The 15595-nt window shown below is 69.4% G+C and carries 13 protein-coding genes; 7 read left to right on the plus strand and 6 right to left on the minus strand.

Features of this window, described 5'->3' with window-relative positions; all coding sequences use genetic code 11:
* Positions 1–28 precede the first annotated feature (28 nt).
* Complete coding sequence (locus AC07YH_RS14900; RefSeq protein WP_494747751.1) at positions 29–916, plus strand: bestrophin family protein; 888 nt, start codon at positions 29–31, stop codon at positions 914–916.
* Here the strand turns inward: AC07YH_RS14900 and AC07YH_RS14905 are convergent, their stop codons facing one another.
* Complete coding sequence (locus AC07YH_RS14905; RefSeq protein ID WP_494747752.1) at positions 917–1408, minus strand: hypothetical protein; 492 nt, start codon at positions 1406–1408, stop codon at positions 917–919.
* A gap of 206 nt (positions 1409–1614) precedes the next feature.
* Here AC07YH_RS14905 and AC07YH_RS14910 point away from each other — a divergent pair, with 206 nt between their 5' ends.
* The 3 genes from AC07YH_RS14910 (at position 1615) to AC07YH_RS14920 (ending at position 4427) form a co-directional block, all read left to right on the plus strand.
* On the plus strand, positions 1615–3126 hold the full coding sequence (locus tag AC07YH_RS14910; RefSeq protein WP_494747753.1) for a sensor histidine kinase: 1512 nt from the start codon (positions 1615–1617) through the stop codon (positions 3124–3126).
* Positions 3127–3130: 4 nt separating this feature from the next.
* Complete coding sequence (locus AC07YH_RS14915) at positions 3131–3799, plus strand: response regulator transcription factor (RefSeq protein ID WP_494747754.1); 669 nt, start codon at positions 3131–3133, stop codon at positions 3797–3799.
* Between the two features lie 145 nt (positions 3800–3944).
* The gene (locus tag AC07YH_RS14920; RefSeq protein ID WP_494747755.1) at positions 3945–4427 is read left to right on the plus strand and encodes a response regulator; all 483 of its coding nucleotides are present in this window, start codon (positions 3945–3947) and stop codon (positions 4425–4427) included.
* On the opposite strand, the gene AC07YH_RS14925 is transcribed toward AC07YH_RS14920, so the two are convergent.
* The 4 genes from AC07YH_RS14925 to AC07YH_RS14940 form a co-directional block, all read right to left on the minus strand.
* Positions 4424–4927 (minus strand): helix-turn-helix transcriptional regulator, encoded by a 504-nt coding sequence (locus AC07YH_RS14925; protein ID WP_494747756.1) that lies wholly within the window; start codon positions 4925–4927, stop codon positions 4424–4426. The genes AC07YH_RS14920 and AC07YH_RS14925 overlap by 4 nt on opposite strands.
* Before the next feature lie 121 nt (positions 4928–5048).
* Complete coding sequence (locus AC07YH_RS14930) at positions 5049–6932, minus strand: PAS domain-containing sensor histidine kinase (protein ID WP_494747757.1); 1884 nt, start codon at positions 6930–6932, stop codon at positions 5049–5051.
* Positions 6933–6953: 21 nt separating this feature from the next.
* Positions 6954–7607: a response regulator transcription factor gene (locus tag AC07YH_RS14935; protein WP_494747758.1), complete on the minus strand. Its 654-nt coding sequence runs from the start codon at positions 7605–7607 to the stop codon at positions 6954–6956.
* A 42-nt stretch (positions 7608–7649) separates the two neighbouring features.
* Positions 7650–8015, minus strand: a complete 366-nt coding sequence (locus AC07YH_RS14940) for a response regulator transcription factor (protein ID WP_494747759.1) — start codon at positions 8013–8015, stop codon at positions 7650–7652.
* 346 nt (positions 8016–8361) lie between these two features.
* On the opposite strand from AC07YH_RS14940, the gene AC07YH_RS14945 reads away from it, so the two are divergent.
* From AC07YH_RS14945 to AC07YH_RS14955, 3 genes are all read left to right on the plus strand, one after another.
* Positions 8362–10521, plus strand: coding sequence for a TonB-dependent receptor (locus AC07YH_RS14945; protein WP_494747760.1), 2160 nt, complete (start codon positions 8362–8364; stop codon positions 10519–10521).
* Positions 10521–11636: a PepSY-associated TM helix domain-containing protein gene (locus AC07YH_RS14950; RefSeq protein WP_494747761.1), complete on the plus strand. Its 1116-nt coding sequence runs from the start codon at positions 10521–10523 to the stop codon at positions 11634–11636. Before AC07YH_RS14945 ends, AC07YH_RS14950 begins: the two co-directional genes overlap by 1 nt.
* 89 nt (positions 11637–11725) lie before the next feature.
* Positions 11726–13591, plus strand: a complete 1866-nt coding sequence (locus tag AC07YH_RS14955) for an ulvan lysase-like protein (protein ID WP_494747762.1) — start codon at positions 11726–11728, stop codon at positions 13589–13591.
* Here the strand turns inward: AC07YH_RS14955 and AC07YH_RS14960 are convergent.
* Positions 13588–15594: a response regulator gene (locus AC07YH_RS14960; protein WP_494747763.1), complete on the minus strand. Its 2007-nt coding sequence runs from the start codon at positions 15592–15594 to the stop codon at positions 13588–13590. The genes AC07YH_RS14955 and AC07YH_RS14960 overlap by 4 nt on opposite strands.
* Position 15595 lies beyond the last annotated feature (1 nt).

Genomic DNA, 15595 nt, shown 5'->3' on the forward strand with positions numbered 1-15595 from the left:
CCGGCGTGCGCGGGCGTAAGCCGACGACATGATCGTCAAGGCCCAGCCTGGACTGCGCGAGGTCCTCTTCACCCTGCACGGCTCGATCGTGCCGAAGATCGCTGGCCGGCTGCTGGTGCTGGCGGCCCTGTCGGTGGCGGCGGTGCTGCTGGCAAGGGTAAAGCCCAGCGCCTTCGCGCACCTGGCCGCCACGCCGTTCACGGTGATGGGTCTGGCGCTGTCGATCTTCATCAGCTTCCGGAACAACGCCTGCTACGACCGCTGGTGGGAGGGCCGCAAGCTGTGGGGCCAGCTGCTGGTCACCGCCCGCGCCATCGCCCGTCAGCTGGGCGGCCTGCCGATCGAGGCCCGCGCGCCGGTGCTGCTGGGTGTGGCGGCCTTCACCCAGAGCCTGGCCGCGCGCCTGCGGGATCGAGACGAGGTCGCGCCCTTGGCAGCCTGGCGCCCCGAGATCGACTGGCGCGCCGCGCCCAATCCGACGGACCTGGCGCTGGCGCAGATCGCTCGGACCACGGAGCGGCTGGCGGGGATCGACACCGTCGGCCACGCCCTGCTGCAGACCCGACTGAATGAACTGGGGACCGTCCAGGCCAGCTGCGAGCGGATCAAGGGTACACCGCTGCCGTTCGCCTACTGGCTGCTGCTGCACCGCACGGCGCTGGTCTTCTGCATGCTGCTGCCGTTCGCCCTGGCCTCGTCGCTGGGCTGGTGGGCGCCGCTGCTGACCATCATCGTCGGCTACACCTTCTTCGGCCTGGACGCTCTGGGCGACGAGCTGGAGGACCCGTTCGGCTCGGACCTCAACGACCTGCCGCTGGACGCCCTGAGCCGCACGGTCGAGCGCGAGATGCTGTTCGCCGCCGGCCGCGAGGACCTGCCGCCGGCCCTGGTCCCGCGGCGCGACGTGCTGACTTGATCACCAGTCGCCGTTGACCGCCTCCCAGACCGCGAGGGCGGCGGGATCGCAGAAGGCTTCGTCCGCGCCGGCCAGCACGTGGCGCAGGCCGATTTTCAGGCCGTCGAGGTCCAGCGGCGCGGTGCGATCGGCGCGGTTGGTGACGATGTCCAGCCTGTCGATGAACAGCTGGGCCACCCGCACGCTCAGCGGCGCGTACCAGGCGCGGTTCAGCTGCGCCGCCGCCAGGGCCGCGCGGTGGGCGTAGTCGGCCTCGTCGCCGAATGGCGGCAGGGCGCTCAGCGACAGAGGATGGATGATCAGGCCGTATCCGGGGACGTGCGCCGAGGCGATGGCAAGAACCTCTTCGACATAGGCGCGGCTCTCGGCCAGGCCGTCACCGTCGTAGGGCGGCAGAACCAGCAGCGAGGGTGCGCCAAGCCGGGCGAGAATCTCGCTGACCGCGCGGCCGAAGGCGGTGTCGGGCGACAGGACGAGGGCGGGGGCGGTCATGAACCGGTTATCGGACCCCGCCGCGCCGCCCGCCATTCCACAGGGGTTTGGCCGGCCCGACCGGATCGGCGAGGGGACTAATCCCTCGGTATGGGTCGCGAGGTCGTCCGGGCGCGGCTCATACTTTGATGTGAATAGCGATGTTCGCCCAATGATCACATCTGTCCGCCAGGATCGCGCCGTCCGTGGTCCGACGGACCCTCATGATGATCAACCGGATCGAGCTGAAGACCCCCTGGCCCTACCGGACGTCGGCCCGCTGGATGGCGGGCGCGGCGGTGACCGGGCTGGTGGCGTGGATCTTCATCCAGAACCGCGCGCCCGACGCGTCGCTGACGCCGCTCTACGCCTTGGGTCCGATCGTCGCTTCTGTGGGCCTGCCGGTGGTCGCCCTGGCGGCCGTGGCGCTGCTCTGCGCGATCCTGGCCGCCAGCCAGGCGCCGGATGTCTCTGTGCTGGCCTGGAGCCTGACCGCGATCGGGGTGTCCACCGCTGTGGCCTTGCGCCAGGCCTGGGTGTCGCGGGTCGTGTGCGAGGGCGGCCGGCGCTGGCGGGCGCTGTTCAACAATGTCGGCGTCCTGCTGTGGGTGAAGGACTATTCGGCGGTGAAGATCGCCCTGGACGACCTGCGGGCCCAGGGCGTCACCGACCTGTCGCGCTACATCGCAGAACATCCCGACTTCCCGGCGAGGGTCGCCGAGCGCATCGAGATCATCGACGTCAATCCAGCGACCCTGGCGCTGTTTGGCGCGACCTCGAAGACCGCCTTCCTGAAGCATCACCAGGACGTCCTGACCTGCGACGCCGGCCCTTTCCAGCGCGTGCTGGAAACGATCTGGAGCGGAGGGGCCACCTTCACCGCCGAGGCTCATCTGCGCCGCCTGGATGGGACGCTGATCCCGGTCTCGTACTCGATCACCTTCTCACCCGAGCGGCCGCTGCTGGACCGGGTGGTGATCGGCATCACCGACCTGTCGGCCTTGCACCAGGCCCAGGAGGAGCTGTCGGAATCCCGCCGCGCCCTGGCCCACGCTACGCGTCTGACGACCATGGGCGAGCTGACCGCCTCGATCGGCCACGAGCTGAACCAGCCGCTGGGCGCGGTGGTCGTCCAGGGCCAGGCGGCGCTGCGGTTCCTCAAGCGGCCTGAGCCGGATCTCGCCGAGGCGCGGGCCGGGGTCGAGCAGATGGTCGAGGACGCCCTGCGCGCCAGCGAGGTGCTGAAACGCCTGCGCGACTTCGCCCGCCGCGCGCCGCGCACGGTCGAGGCGGTCGATCTCAACGCCCTGGTCGAGAACACCAGCCGGATCATCGGCCACGACCTGTGCCAGTGCGGCGCCGTCGTGAGCCTGGACCTGAATCCCAGCTTGCCGCTCGTCCAAGGCGACCGGATCGAGCTGCAGCAGGTGGTGATCAACCTGATGGTCAACGCCGCCCAGGCGATGGCCAAGAGCGACCCCGACCATCGGACGCTGACGGTCTCAACCGCCCGCGACGGCGATGCGATCGTGCTGACTGTGGCCGACCAAGGCGTGGGCTTGAGTGGCGATATCGAAACCCTGTTCCACCCCTTCGTCACCAGCAAGGCCGACGGTCTGGGCATGGGGCTGGCGATCGTCCGCTCCATCGTCGAGACGCACGGCGGCTCCATCCGCGCTTCCAACAATCCCGAAGGCGGGGCGAGTTTCGCCGTCCGCCTGCCGATTTTAGAAGACTGATCCCATGAGCTATCCGCAGAACACCCCCAGCGACCTCGTCATCGTCATCGAGGACGACGCCTCCATCCGCGACGGCCTGGCGCGCCTGTTCCGGTCGGTGAACCTGGAGAGCCGCCAGTACGGCTCGATCGCCGAGTTCCGGGCCGCTCCCCAAATGTCATGTGGGGTGCCCTCAGGCGCGGCCTGCTGCTTCGTGCTGGACGTCCGCCTGCCGGGCCTCAGCGGCCTGGAGTTCCAGGACCAGCTGGACCGCCATGGCGACCACGCGCCGATCGTGTTCATGACCGGCTATGGCGACATCCCGATGAGCGTGCGGGCCATGAAGGGCGGGGCGGTCGACTTCCTGGCCAAGCCCTTCCGCGACCAGGACATGCTGGACGCCGTCACAGCCGCCCTGGAGAAGGACCGCCTGCGCGGCCGCGAGGCCCTGGCCACCGCCGAGATCCTGGCCCGCCGCGAGCGCCTGACGGCCCGCGAGCTGCAGGTCCTGGATGGCGTGGTGAAGGGCCAGCTGAACAAGCAGATCGCCGCCGACCTCGACCTTTCCGAAGTGACCGTGAAGATCCATCGCGGCCACATGATGCGGAAGATGGGCGCGCGTTCCGTGGTCGAGCTGGTGCGGATGATCGACCAGCTGAAGGGCCGCTTGGCCTCGTGGCCGATGGCGTCCTGACGCTCTATCTGGCGCCTCGGGCAGGGCGACCCGATACCTTGGTATCGGCCCTTCTAACTTAAACTGGGTTGGCCATACCGCAGCACGATCGCCGTTTGGGCGGAGGACGGACAATCCTGGCGTCATCCGAACGTGGTGATGCGAAATGTTCCAGCGGTTGCAGCATGTCCTGAACAACGAACCGCCGCCCACGGTCGTGGTCGGCGAGGTCCCGTCACGGCTGACCGCCGGTCGAGCCCGGCGGGTGCTGGTCGTCGACGATCACCTGGTGTTCCGCCTGGCCGCCGGCGTGCTGCTGGAGCCGCTGGCCGCCGTCGAGATGGCCGAGAACGGCCGGGTGGCCATCGACCTGGCCCTGGCCGCCCGCTTCGACGCGGTGCTGATGGACATCCAGATGCCGGTGCTGGACGGGCTGTCGGCCGTACGCGAAATCCGCCGGCAGGAGGCTCTCCTAGGCCTGCCCGCCACGCCGATCATCATGTTCACTTCGCACGCGGGCCGCGACGCCGAATATGCCAGCTTCGCGGCCGGGGCCGACTTTCATCTGGCCAAGCCGTCGCCGGAAGGGAGGCTGATCGCCGCGGTGGTCGAGGCCTTCCGGCTGAGGGACGCGCGCGAGGCCAGCTAGGCGGCCAGCGCCAGCGTCCGGCGCCAGCGGTGCGGCGGCATGCCGATCGTGGCGGAGAACACCCGCGAGAAGTGGGCCTGGTCCGAGAAGCCGCATTGCAGGGCGATCTCGGCCAGGCCCAGCTTGCCTTCCAGCATCAGGCGCTGGGCGCGCTCGACGCGGCGGGCGCGCAGATAATCGCCGGCGCACTCGCCGAAGGTGATCTTGAAGGCCCGCGAGAAATGACTGGCGCTGAGGTTCAGGCTGGCGGCCAGTTCGGAGACCCGCAGGGACTCGCCACAGCGCGCCTCGATCTGCGCCTTGATCCGCCGAGCCTGCCAGGGCGCCAGGCCCCCGGTGTGTGTGGCGACGCGGGCCGGCTGGACCTGTTCCAGCACCCGCCGGGCGCGCGCGGACAACTCCTCGCGCAGGCGGGCCTCGAGCTGGTCGGAGATCTCCGGCGTCAGGATGAAGTTCGCCAGGACGGCGGCGTCGGTCAGTGGGGTCGTGGAAACGTGCATGGCCGTCGGACCTTCCAGACTGTGTGGCGCGGCCGGGAAGGGTTGTGTTCCCGACGCTTGAGCAGTCTGGCGCCGGTCGTCGGCGAAGGAACTCACCCGTAGGTATGGGGTGGCCCGGTCCCTAGGTCGCGGCGGCCGCGCCGCGGGGCAGGGTGAAGGCGATGGTGGCGCCGGATCCTGCGTTGTTGCTCGCCGAAATCCGCCCGCCCAAGCCCTCGATGATCGAGCGGGAGATGGACAGGCCCAGGCCCACGCCGTCGGGCTTGGTGGTGAAGAACGGCTCGAAGATCCGCCCGGGCTCGCCGCTGATGCCGGGGCCGCTGTCAGTCACCGCCACCCGCAGGAAGTCGCCCTCGGCGTGGAGACTGAGCTCCAGCTCGCGCCGCCTTGATCCCTGCATCGCCTGAAGGCCGTTGATCAGCAGGTTGACGACCACCTGCTGGATCTGGACGCGATCGCCGATCACCGGCGGCAGGTCGTCGGCGATCACGGCTTGGATGCTCGCCCGAGCCGCCTTGGCCTCGCGCTGCACCAGCGATAGCGACTCCCGCAGCAACTGGGCCAGATCGACCGGTTCCACCTGACCCGAGGCCTTGCGCGACAGGTTGCGGACGCCGGCGATGATGTCGGCGGCCCGGCCGCTGTTGGACAGGATGTGGTCGAGGCAGGTCTGGGCCTCGGCGACCTCGGGCTCCTCGCGGTTCAGCCAGCGCTTGGCCGACTTGCCGTAGTTGATGATCGCCGCCAACGGCTGATTGACCTCGTGAGCGATCGAGGCGGCCAACTGGCCCAGGATCGAGACCCGGCCGGCGTGCGCCAGCTCGGCCGAGGCGTGCTCCAGGCGGGCGCGGGCGGCGTTGCGCTCGGTGACGTCGAAGGCCATGACCAGGGCCCGCGACCAGGGCTCGCCGCCCTCGACCAGGGTGACGCGCAGCACGACATCGATGGCGCGCCCGGTGCGGGTGGTCAGGCGGGTCTCGCTTTCGGCCATGGTCGCGCCCTCGGCGATGGCGCAGAAGATGTCGTGCAGGGCATGCTCGGCCTCTGCCGGATAGCCGCTGATCAGGCTGCCGCCGATCACCTCCTCGGCGCTGGTCGCCTCGAACAGGTCGAGAGCCGCCTGGTTGAGGTCGCGGATATTGGCCAGGCGCGCGGCCGCGCGGATCGCGGCCGGGTCGTCGGGCAGGCGTTCGCGCAGCTGGGTCAGGTCGGGAGACGTCTCCAGCAGCCGGCGGCGGACGGCCGACCAGTCGGACTCCCAGGCCGCGAAGCCGGCGGCGTTGAACATGGCGCGGTAGCGCTGCTCGGACACCTCGCGCTCGGCCTCGACGCGGCGCTGTTCGGTGAGGTCGGCGCTGGTCTCGATGATGCCGACCGGGCGGCCGTCGGGATCGCGGCGCAGCAGCCAGCGGCTGGCCAGGACCAGTTGCGAGCCGTCGTGGCGCGTGCGCGTGACCAGGCCCGACCACTGGCCGTCGCGTTCCAGCGCCTCGGACACCGTCGCGGCGGGGAACTGGCAGCGCAGGAGGTCCTTGCAGATGGCCCCCACGGCGTCCTTGCGGGCGAAGCCGTACAGCGCCTCGGCGCCGTCGTTCCAGTAGACGATGCGGTCCTGGCCATCGCGGATGATGACCGTGTCGTGGGTCAGCTCCAGCATCCGGGCCTGCTCGGCCAGGGTCAGGCGCACGGACCAGTCGCGCAGGGACAGCAGGGTCGTGGCGATGATCGCCACTAGGCTGACGCCGAACCGCATCGCCGCCCCATCCAGCGGCCCCGAGCGGTGGTTGGCGACGAAGGCGGCGATGGTCAGGATCGCGGCGATGACGCCCGACCCGACCACCAGCCGACGGCCGCCGGTCTGGGCGACCAGCAGCACCACGGCGATGTAGAGCACCGCCACCGCGCCTTGCAGGGCGGTCAGCAGGTCGGCCGCGAAGATGCCGGCGGCGAGCAGGGCCGCCACGGCGATCAGCCAGCGATTGAGGGTCCGGTGGGGCTGGTCCATGCCGCCTTTTCCGCTGGAGTTCTAGGCGTGACCATATCGTGCGGCGCCGCTGTCGCGAACGCCCAGGGTCTCGGCCATGCGGACGAGGTCGGCCAGCGAGGGCGCCTGCATCTTCCGCATCAGGTTGCCGCGATGGATCTTCACGGTCACTTCGCTGAGCGCCAGCTTGGCGGCGATCTGCTTGTTCATCAGCCCGGCCGTGACCAGGCCCATGACGTCGCGCTCACGCGGGGTGAGGCTGGCGTAGAGAGTCTTGAGGCTGTCGTCGGCGCCGTCCTTGGCGCGGCGCTCCTGGTCGCGTTTCACCGCCTCGCCTACGGCGGTCAGCAGGGCGTCATCGACGAAGGGCTTGGCCAGGAAGTCCACGGCCCCGGCCTTCATGCCGCGCACGGTCATCGGGATGTCGCCGTGGCCGGTGATCAGGATGACGGGCACGCGGGCGTCGGCCTCCAGCAGGGTCTGCTGGAACTCCAGGCCGTCGGCGTTCTTGAGGCGCACGTCCAGGATCAGGCAGGCGGCGGCGTCGGCCTCGTCGCTGGCCATGAAGCCGTCGGGGCTGGCGAACGCAGCCACCCGGAAGTCGGCCGAGCGCAGCAGGGCGTCCAACGAGCCGCGCACCTCGGCGTCGTCGTCGATGACGCAGACCAGCGGCTTGTTCGTGTCGGTGCTCTTCATGCGCGTCTCCTCCCCCAAAGACGTTCCAAGGCAGCGAAGAGATCAGAGCTTGCGCAGCGCCGCCTCGATCGCCTCGAACAGGACGTCCGGATCGACGGGTTTGGTCAAGAACTCGACGACGCCGAACGCCTCGCTGCGGGCGCGAGCCGCCTCGGTCGGGAAGGCGGTCATGACGATCACCGGGGTGGTCGAGCCGCGCGCGGCCAGGGCGTCCAGCAGGGCCAGGCCATCCATGTCGGGCATGTGCAGGTCGGTGATCACGCAGTCGCTGGGACCGTCGTCATCGAGGAACTCGCGCGCGCCCGGGAAGCTCCGCACCGCCATGCCGGCCGCCCGGAGGAAGTTCTGCAAGCTGGCGCGCACCTCACCGTCGTCGTCGATCACTGAAACGGTCGGACCGTGACCCACGGCTTATCCTCTTCACTGGCGGCCCGCCCGTCGGCGCGCCGTTACTGCACTGGCTTCAAGGCTGCTCGTCCGCGCCCTCAGGCGCCATGATACTAAGGTATGGGATCGGGGCCAGACGGCCGGATCGGACCCCATGCTAGGTATGATAGGCGAGGGCGGCGCGTCCGGTCAGTATGTCTCTCGAAGCCGCCGCCGTCCCCCCGCTAGCGGCTTTCGAGGCAAGACCTCGCGCGCCGCGTCCGACCCCCAGCCCCCCAATCGGACGCGGCGCTCCCACTTCCACCTTGGCGATATTGCAAATCACTCGCATTTAGGTCATAGCCGCGTCACTTCGACGGGGATGACCATGCGACTTCACTTCTCTCGCGCCGGCCTGCGTGGCGCGCTGCTCTCCACGCTCAGCCTGCTGGCCCTGTCGGCGGCGCACGCTCAGGACAAGAGCCGCGACACCGACGTGGATCAGGTGGTGATCACCGCCGCCCGCACGATCCTGCCCGCCAGCGCGCTGCCGCTGACCGTCGACGTCATCGACCAGGAGATGCTGAGCCAACAGGTCGCGGTCAGCGGCTCGATCGTCGACGCCGTTTCGACCCTGTCGCCGTCGTTCTCGCCCACCCGCCAGAAGCTGTCGGGGGCGGGGGAATCCTTGCGCGGCCGCTCGCCGCTCTACGCCATCAACGGCATCCCGCAGTCGACCCCGATCCGCGACGGTTCGCGCGACGGCTACACGATCGACCCGTTCTTCATCGACCGCGTCGAGCTGATCTACGGCTCCAACGCCCTGCAAGGCATCGGCGCCACCGGCGGCGTGGTCAACCAGGTCACCGTCGGTCCGCCGAAGACGGACGGCGTCTCGGGCCGGGCCTTGGTCCAGGCTACCGCCGGCCATGACCTGGGCGACGCGCTGGGGGCCAAGATCGCCGGCCTGGTCGGCTGGCGCGGTGGGGCGTTCGACGCCACCGCCGGCGTCGCCTATGAGACCCGCGGCGCCTTCTACGACGCCAACGGCCGCCGCATCGGCATGGACAACACGCAAGGCGACGTCCAGGACTCCAAGACCCTGTCGCTGTTCGCCCGCCTGGGCTGGCAAATCTCGCCCAGCACGCGCCTGGATATCGTCGGCAACCGCTTCGAGCTGAAGGGCGACGGCGATTTCGTGACCGTCACCGGTACGGCGGCGGCCCCGACCGACGGCAACCGCCTGACCCGCCTGCCGACCACGGCCTATCGCGGCGTGCAGCCCGGCGAGCCGGCGGCCAACCGCGTCGAGACCCTGTCGGCGGCCCTGGTCAATGACGATCTCCATGGCGGCGTGCTGAATGCCCAGCTGTTCTTCAACCGCTCGCGCGACACGTTCGGCGGCGACAAGAGCGCGACCTTCCAGGACGTGGCCATCGCCCCGTCGGGCACGCTGTTCGAACAGTCCTCGAACCGCTCGCGCAAGCTGGGCGCGCGGATCAGCTACGAGCGCGCCGTGCCGGGGATCGAAGGCCTGACGGCCACCGCCGGCCTCGACGCCCTGACCGACCGCACCGAGCAGATGCTGATCGTCACCGGCCGCGCCTGGGTGCCGCCGACCAAGTTCCAGAGCCTGGCCCCGTTCATCCAGGGCAACTACGCCCTGTTCGACGGCAAGCTGCGCCTGGCCGGCGGCGCGCGCTTCGAGAATGTCGAGCTGAAGGTCGATGACTTCACCACTCTGGCCTTCTACGGCTCGCGCAAGGTCGGCGGCGGCAATCCGGAGTTCAGCGCCACCCTGCTGAACGGCGGCGTGGTGTTCGAGCCGGCCAAGGGCGTGCGCCTCTATGGCAGCTATGCCGAGGGCTACACCGTGCCGGACGTCGGCCGGATCCTGCGCGCCATCAACGTCGCCAATGTCGATGTCGATACCTACCTGTCGATCGAGCCGATCGTGTCCAACAACCGCGAGGTCGGGGCCGAGCTGAAGCGCGGGCCGTTCGACGCCAGCGTCGCCTACTTCTGGTCCAAGTCGAAGCTGGGCCAACTGCTGGTCAAGAACGCCGGCGGCATCTTCGACGTCCAGCGCCAGGGCGTGGCGATCGAGGGCTTGGAGGTCAATGTAAAGGCCCGCACCCCAGTGGAGGGCCTTTCGGTCTCGACCGGCTATGCCCGCCTGCGCGGCAAGACCGACACCAATGCCGACGGCAAGGTCGACACCGACCTGGACGGCGCCAACATCTCGCCCGACCGCCTGAACCTCGCGGCTGACTATCAGAACGGCAACTGGGCGCTGCGTGCGCAGGTGCAGAAGTACATCAAGCGCGACATGCAGACGGCGCTGGTGAAGGACGACTTCGACGGCTACACGGTCGCCGACGCCTTCGTGCGCTACCGGCTGCCGGTCGGGGCCGTGTCGCTGGGGGTCCAGAACATCTTCAACAAGCAGTACATCTCGTACAATTCGGACACCGTCTTGCCCGCCAAAGACAAGTTCTACGCCGGCCGTGGCCGCACCGCGACGCTGGGCTGGGAAACGCGCTTCTGATGAAAACCCTGCGCCTGCTGCACCGCTGGACGGGCGGCCTGATCGGTCTCCTGCTGGCGCTTCTGGGCTTCACCGGCGCGCTGCTGGTGCACGAGGACGCGTTCCTGCGCGCCACCGTGCCCCACGCCGCCGACGCCCAGCGGCAGGACGCGGCGACCCTGGGGGCGATGGCGACCAAGGTCTTCGCCGCCCAGGACCGCCCACGCTCGATCGTGCTGGCGACCGAGCGGATGGGCCTGCACAAGCTGGCCTACAAGACCGAGCAGAAGGCGGCCTATACCGACCAGGACGGCGATATCGTCCAGGCCTGGACCTCCAACTGGGCCCGGCCGGAGGTGTGGATCTTCGACTTCCACCATCACCTGTTCAACGGCGACACCGGCGAGATCGTCGGCGGGATCGCGGGTCTGGCGGGCCTGGGCTTCGTCGTCACGGGCCTGATCCTGTGGTGGCCGACGCGGCGGATGTTCCACGTCCGCCTGTGGCCCCGGATGATGAAGCGGGCGGCGATCGTCCATCATCACCGCGACCTGGGCGTGCTGATCGCGCCGCTGCTGATCCTGTCGCTGGCCACCGGGGCGGCCATGAACCTGAAATGGTTCTCCAACGCCCTGCGCGCGCCGTTCACGCCGCCGGCGGTGATGGAGAAGGCCTCGGCCGCGCCCAAGACCAAGGGCGGCAAGCTGGCCAAGGACCTCGACTGGACCAAGGTGATCGCCACGGCCCAGGCGCGCTTCCCGGGCGCTGAGGTGCGGACTATCGGCCTGCCGCAGAAGAAGGGCGGGCTAATCTCGATCCGTCTGCGCCAGCAGGTGGAGTGGCTTCCCAACGGCCGCTCGATGGCCTGGTTCGATCCGGCCACCGGCGCGATGGTCGGCAGTCGTGACGCCCAGGCTCTGCCGCTAGGTTCGCGCATCGCCAATGCCGACTTCCCGCTGCACGCGGCCAAGGTCGGCGGGCTGGCGTATCGGCTGGTGATGACCATCTCGGGCCTGACCCTGACGCTGCTGGGCACGCTGGCGGTGGTGACCTTCTGGGGCAATCCGGCGGGGACGCCCAAGCGTCGTCGTCCGGCGAAGAAGGTCGCTCCGCAGGCTGAACCGAAAGTGGCATGACCAAATTCAATATTGGTCTGGCCAAAATGACTTCCCTGACGCAAGACTAACCCAACCGCCGGCGACGACCGGCGAGGGGAGGTTGCGTCATGGGGAACGGATTGCCGCGTCGGCATGTGCTGGGACTGTCGGCAGCGGCGATGCTGGCGCCGGGCGTGGCCCATGGCGCTTCGCCGGTGGGCGCGGGGCTCGAGCCCTACGGCGCGCTGCTGAAGACCTGGTGCGACGGTCTGCTGAAGCGGCAGGTGCATGGCGCGGGCGAGGGCGACGGCGCCTTCCTGTGTCCCGGCTGCGGCATGGTCCACGGCCGGATCGGTGACGCGGTCTATCCGCTGCTACGCCAGGCGCGGACCAGCGGTGACGAGCGCTATGTCCGAGCGGCGATCGCGGCCCACGGCTGGAGCGAGCGCAACGTCACCCGGCCTGACGGCAGCTGGGTCAATGACGTCTTCCTCAACGACTGGAAAGGCATCACGGTCTTCCGCGCCATCGCGCTGTCGGAGACCCTGCTGCACCACGGCGACCTGCTGGACCGCGCCACCCGCGAGGCTTGGCGCGCGCGGCTGGAGAAGGCCTTGGTTTTCCTCGACGGGTTCATGACCTTCGAGACCGGCAACATCAACTATCCGATCACGACGGCCTACGCGATGTCGTTGGGCGCGGAGGTGTTCGGTAACGAGGCCTATGCCGCCAAGGCCCGGACCTTCGCCCACGGGGCGCTGGACTACTTCACCCCGAACGGCCTGCTGTTCGGCGAAGGCCATCCGCAGCGCGGCCGCACCGCCAAGGGGCGGCCGCCGGTGGACCTTGGCTACAATGTCGAGGAATCCCTGCCAGCCCTGGCCATGTACGCCCTGCGCACCGGCGACCAGGCGGTGATGGATCAGGTGGTCGCGAGCCTACGCGCCCACATGGAGTTCATGCTGCCCGACGGCGCCTGGGACAACAGTTGGGGCACGCGGAACGTCAAATGGACCTGGTGGGGCAGTCGCACCAGCGACGGCTGCCATACGGCCTATCGCGTGCTGGCCGACAAGGACCCGCGCTTCGCCGAGGTCTCGGCCCGCAACCTGGCCCTGATGGCCGCCTGCACCCATGACGGCCTGCTGTACGGCGGGCCGGACTATCGCGCCGCCGGCTACCGTCCCTGCATCCACCACACCTTCAGCCATGCCGCCTCGCTGGCGGCGGTCATCGACCTGGCCAAGCCAACTGTGGTCGCTCGGACCGAGCTGCCGCGCGACAAGCCGTACGGCCTGAAGCGCTTCCCGGAGATCGGCACGCACCTGGCCTCGGTCGGGCCGTGGCGAGCGACGTTCACCGACTACGACTTCGACTATCTGACGCCGGCCGGCGGCGGCCACGCCTCGGGCGGGGCGGTCTCGCTGCTGTATCACCAGACTCTGGGGCCGGTGCTGGCGTCCAGCATGACCCGCTACAAGGCCGTCGAGATCAGCAACCAGCAGGCCCCGATCGACGCCAACCACCAGGTGCTGACCCCGCGCATCGAGCTGGTGGACGGCAAGGACGTCTTCACAAACATCGCCGACCTGACCGCGAAGTTCGAGGTGTCCGGCGGAGGGGACGCGGTACGCACCGTGGCCAGCGGCAAGCTCGTGACGCCGGAAGGGAAGGGGACGGTCGCCTACGCCCTGACCCACGCCCTGACGCCGAAGGGCCTGACCCTGACCGCCCAGGTCACCGGGGTTCTAGCCGGCAAGACCGTGCGGCTGGTGTTGCCGATGATCGCCCGCGCCGACCAAGCAGTAGAGCGCAAGGACAAGCGGACGGTGACGGTGGCCAAGGGGAACGGCCGGATCACGGTCATTGCCGATGCGGACTTCGCGGCCATCCCAGCCCAGCGGGTCTTCAACCTCGTGCCCGGTCTGCAAGCCGCGCCGCTCTCGATCGAACTCACCGAGGGCACGATCGTCAGCGTGACGATCACCGCCTAGGCGCGGGCCTCGGCGTCGAGGATCGCGCGGACCTTCGCCGCCAGGGACGGGGCGTCGTACGGCTTGTCGAGCATCGGATACTCGTCGGCCCAGTCGATCGCTTCCTCGCCGATGAAGCCTGAAGTTAGCAGCACCTTCAGTTTGGGGTGCTTGCCACGCGCCTGACGGGCCAAATCGAGGCCGCTGACGCCGCCGGGCATGATGACGTCCGAGAACAGCATCTCGAACGCCTTCGATCCGCCCAGCCGGCGCAGGGCGCTGGCGGCGTTGCGGGCGGTGGTCACGTGGTAGCCCAGGCCCTCCAGCGTATCGACGGCCAGGGCCAGCACGGCCGGGTCGTCCTCGACCACCAGGATGCGTTCCGAGCCGGTGGCGTCCTCAGCTGGCGCGGAAGGAGCCGGCGCGCGCGCGGGACCAGCCGCGATGGCGGGCAGGGTGATCTCGAATGCCGCGCCTTCACCCAGGGTGGTCGACAGCGTCACCTGGCCGCCGGACTGGCTGACGAAGCCATAGACCTGCGCCAGGCCCAGGCCCGAGCCCTTGCCGACGTCCTTGGTGGTGAAGAACGGCTCGAACACCCGCGAGGCGACGTCGGGGGCCATGCCCGGACCGGTGTCGCGCACGACCAGGCGGTGGCCCGCGTCGGGGTCGATCTGAATGCTGATCGTCAGACCGCCTGACCCGCCCATGGCGTCGCGAGCGTTGACGGCCAGGTTCAGCAGAGCGCTTTCCAGCTGGGCCGGGTCGACATTGACGAAGGCCGGAGCCTGGGCCGGTTCGAAGCGCAGCGACACGCCGTCGCCGATCGCCTGCCGCAGCAGCGGCGCGAAGTCCCGCACCAGGTCGTTGAGGTCGACGGCGGCGGGGTCCAGGCGCTGGCGGCGCGAGAAGGCCAGCAGCTGGCGGGTCAGGGCCGCGCCGCGCTCGGTGGCCTGGCGGATGGCCGTGACCTGGCGGACATAGGCGAAGTCCGCGCCGCAGCGCCGCTGGATCAGATCGACATTGCCCAGCACCACGGTCAGCAGGTTGTTGAAGTCGTGGGCGACGCCGCCGGTCAGCTGGCCGACGACCTCCATCTTGCGGGCGTGGCCCAGGGCCTCTTCCAGGGCGCGGCGCTCGGTGTTGTCCAGCAGGGTGCCGAACACCACGGGGCGGCCGGTCTCGTGGTCCTCGGCCGGGACGCCCTGGTCGATCAGCGACTTGTAGGTCCCGTCGGCGCACAGCAGGCGATACTCGCAGGTATAGGCGATGCCTCGCCGCGCCTCCTCCTGCGCCTGGGCGACGATGGCGCGGTCGTCCGGATGGACGTGGCCGTAGCCGAAGTCCGGATCGTCGGTGAAGAGATGGGCGTCGTAGCCCGTCAAACCGAGGATGCTCTCGCTGACCGACAGGGCGGCATAGGGCGGGTCGGCCTGGCGGGAATAGAACACGATCGGCAGGGCCAGCTGGATCGCCTGCTGGCGGCGCAGGCTGATCTGCAGCGAGCGCTCGGCCTCCAGCTTCTCGGCCTGGACGCGGGCATTCTCTTCCAGCAGGCGCTGGCGGTTCTCCAGCTCCTGGGCCAGCTCCATGCGCTTGATGTGCAGATCGACCAGCACCTGGACCTTGGAGCGCAGGATGAAGGGATCGACCGGCTTGAACACCACGTCGACGGCGCCGGCGGAATAGGCCTTGAAGATGTGGCCCTCGTCGCGGAACACCGCCGTCAGGAACACGATCGGCACGTCGCGGGTGCGCCGCCGCTCGCGGATCAGGGCGGCGGTCTCGTAGCCGTCCATGCCCGGCATATGCAGGTCCAGCAGGATGACGGCGAAGTCGTCGGTCAGCAGCTTGCGCAGCGCCTCGGGACCGGAGCGGGCGACGACCAGTTCCTGGTCCAGCGCTTCCAGGGCCTGGCACGCGGCGAAGGCGTTCCGTTCGTCGTCGTCGACGATCAGGATCTTGGCCTTCGGTCGGTCGACCGGAAGCGGCTCTGGAGGGAACTGGACCGCCTGGATCGACATG

Source organism: Caulobacter sp. GW456-12-1-14-TSB4 (genome assembly GCF_059424195.1).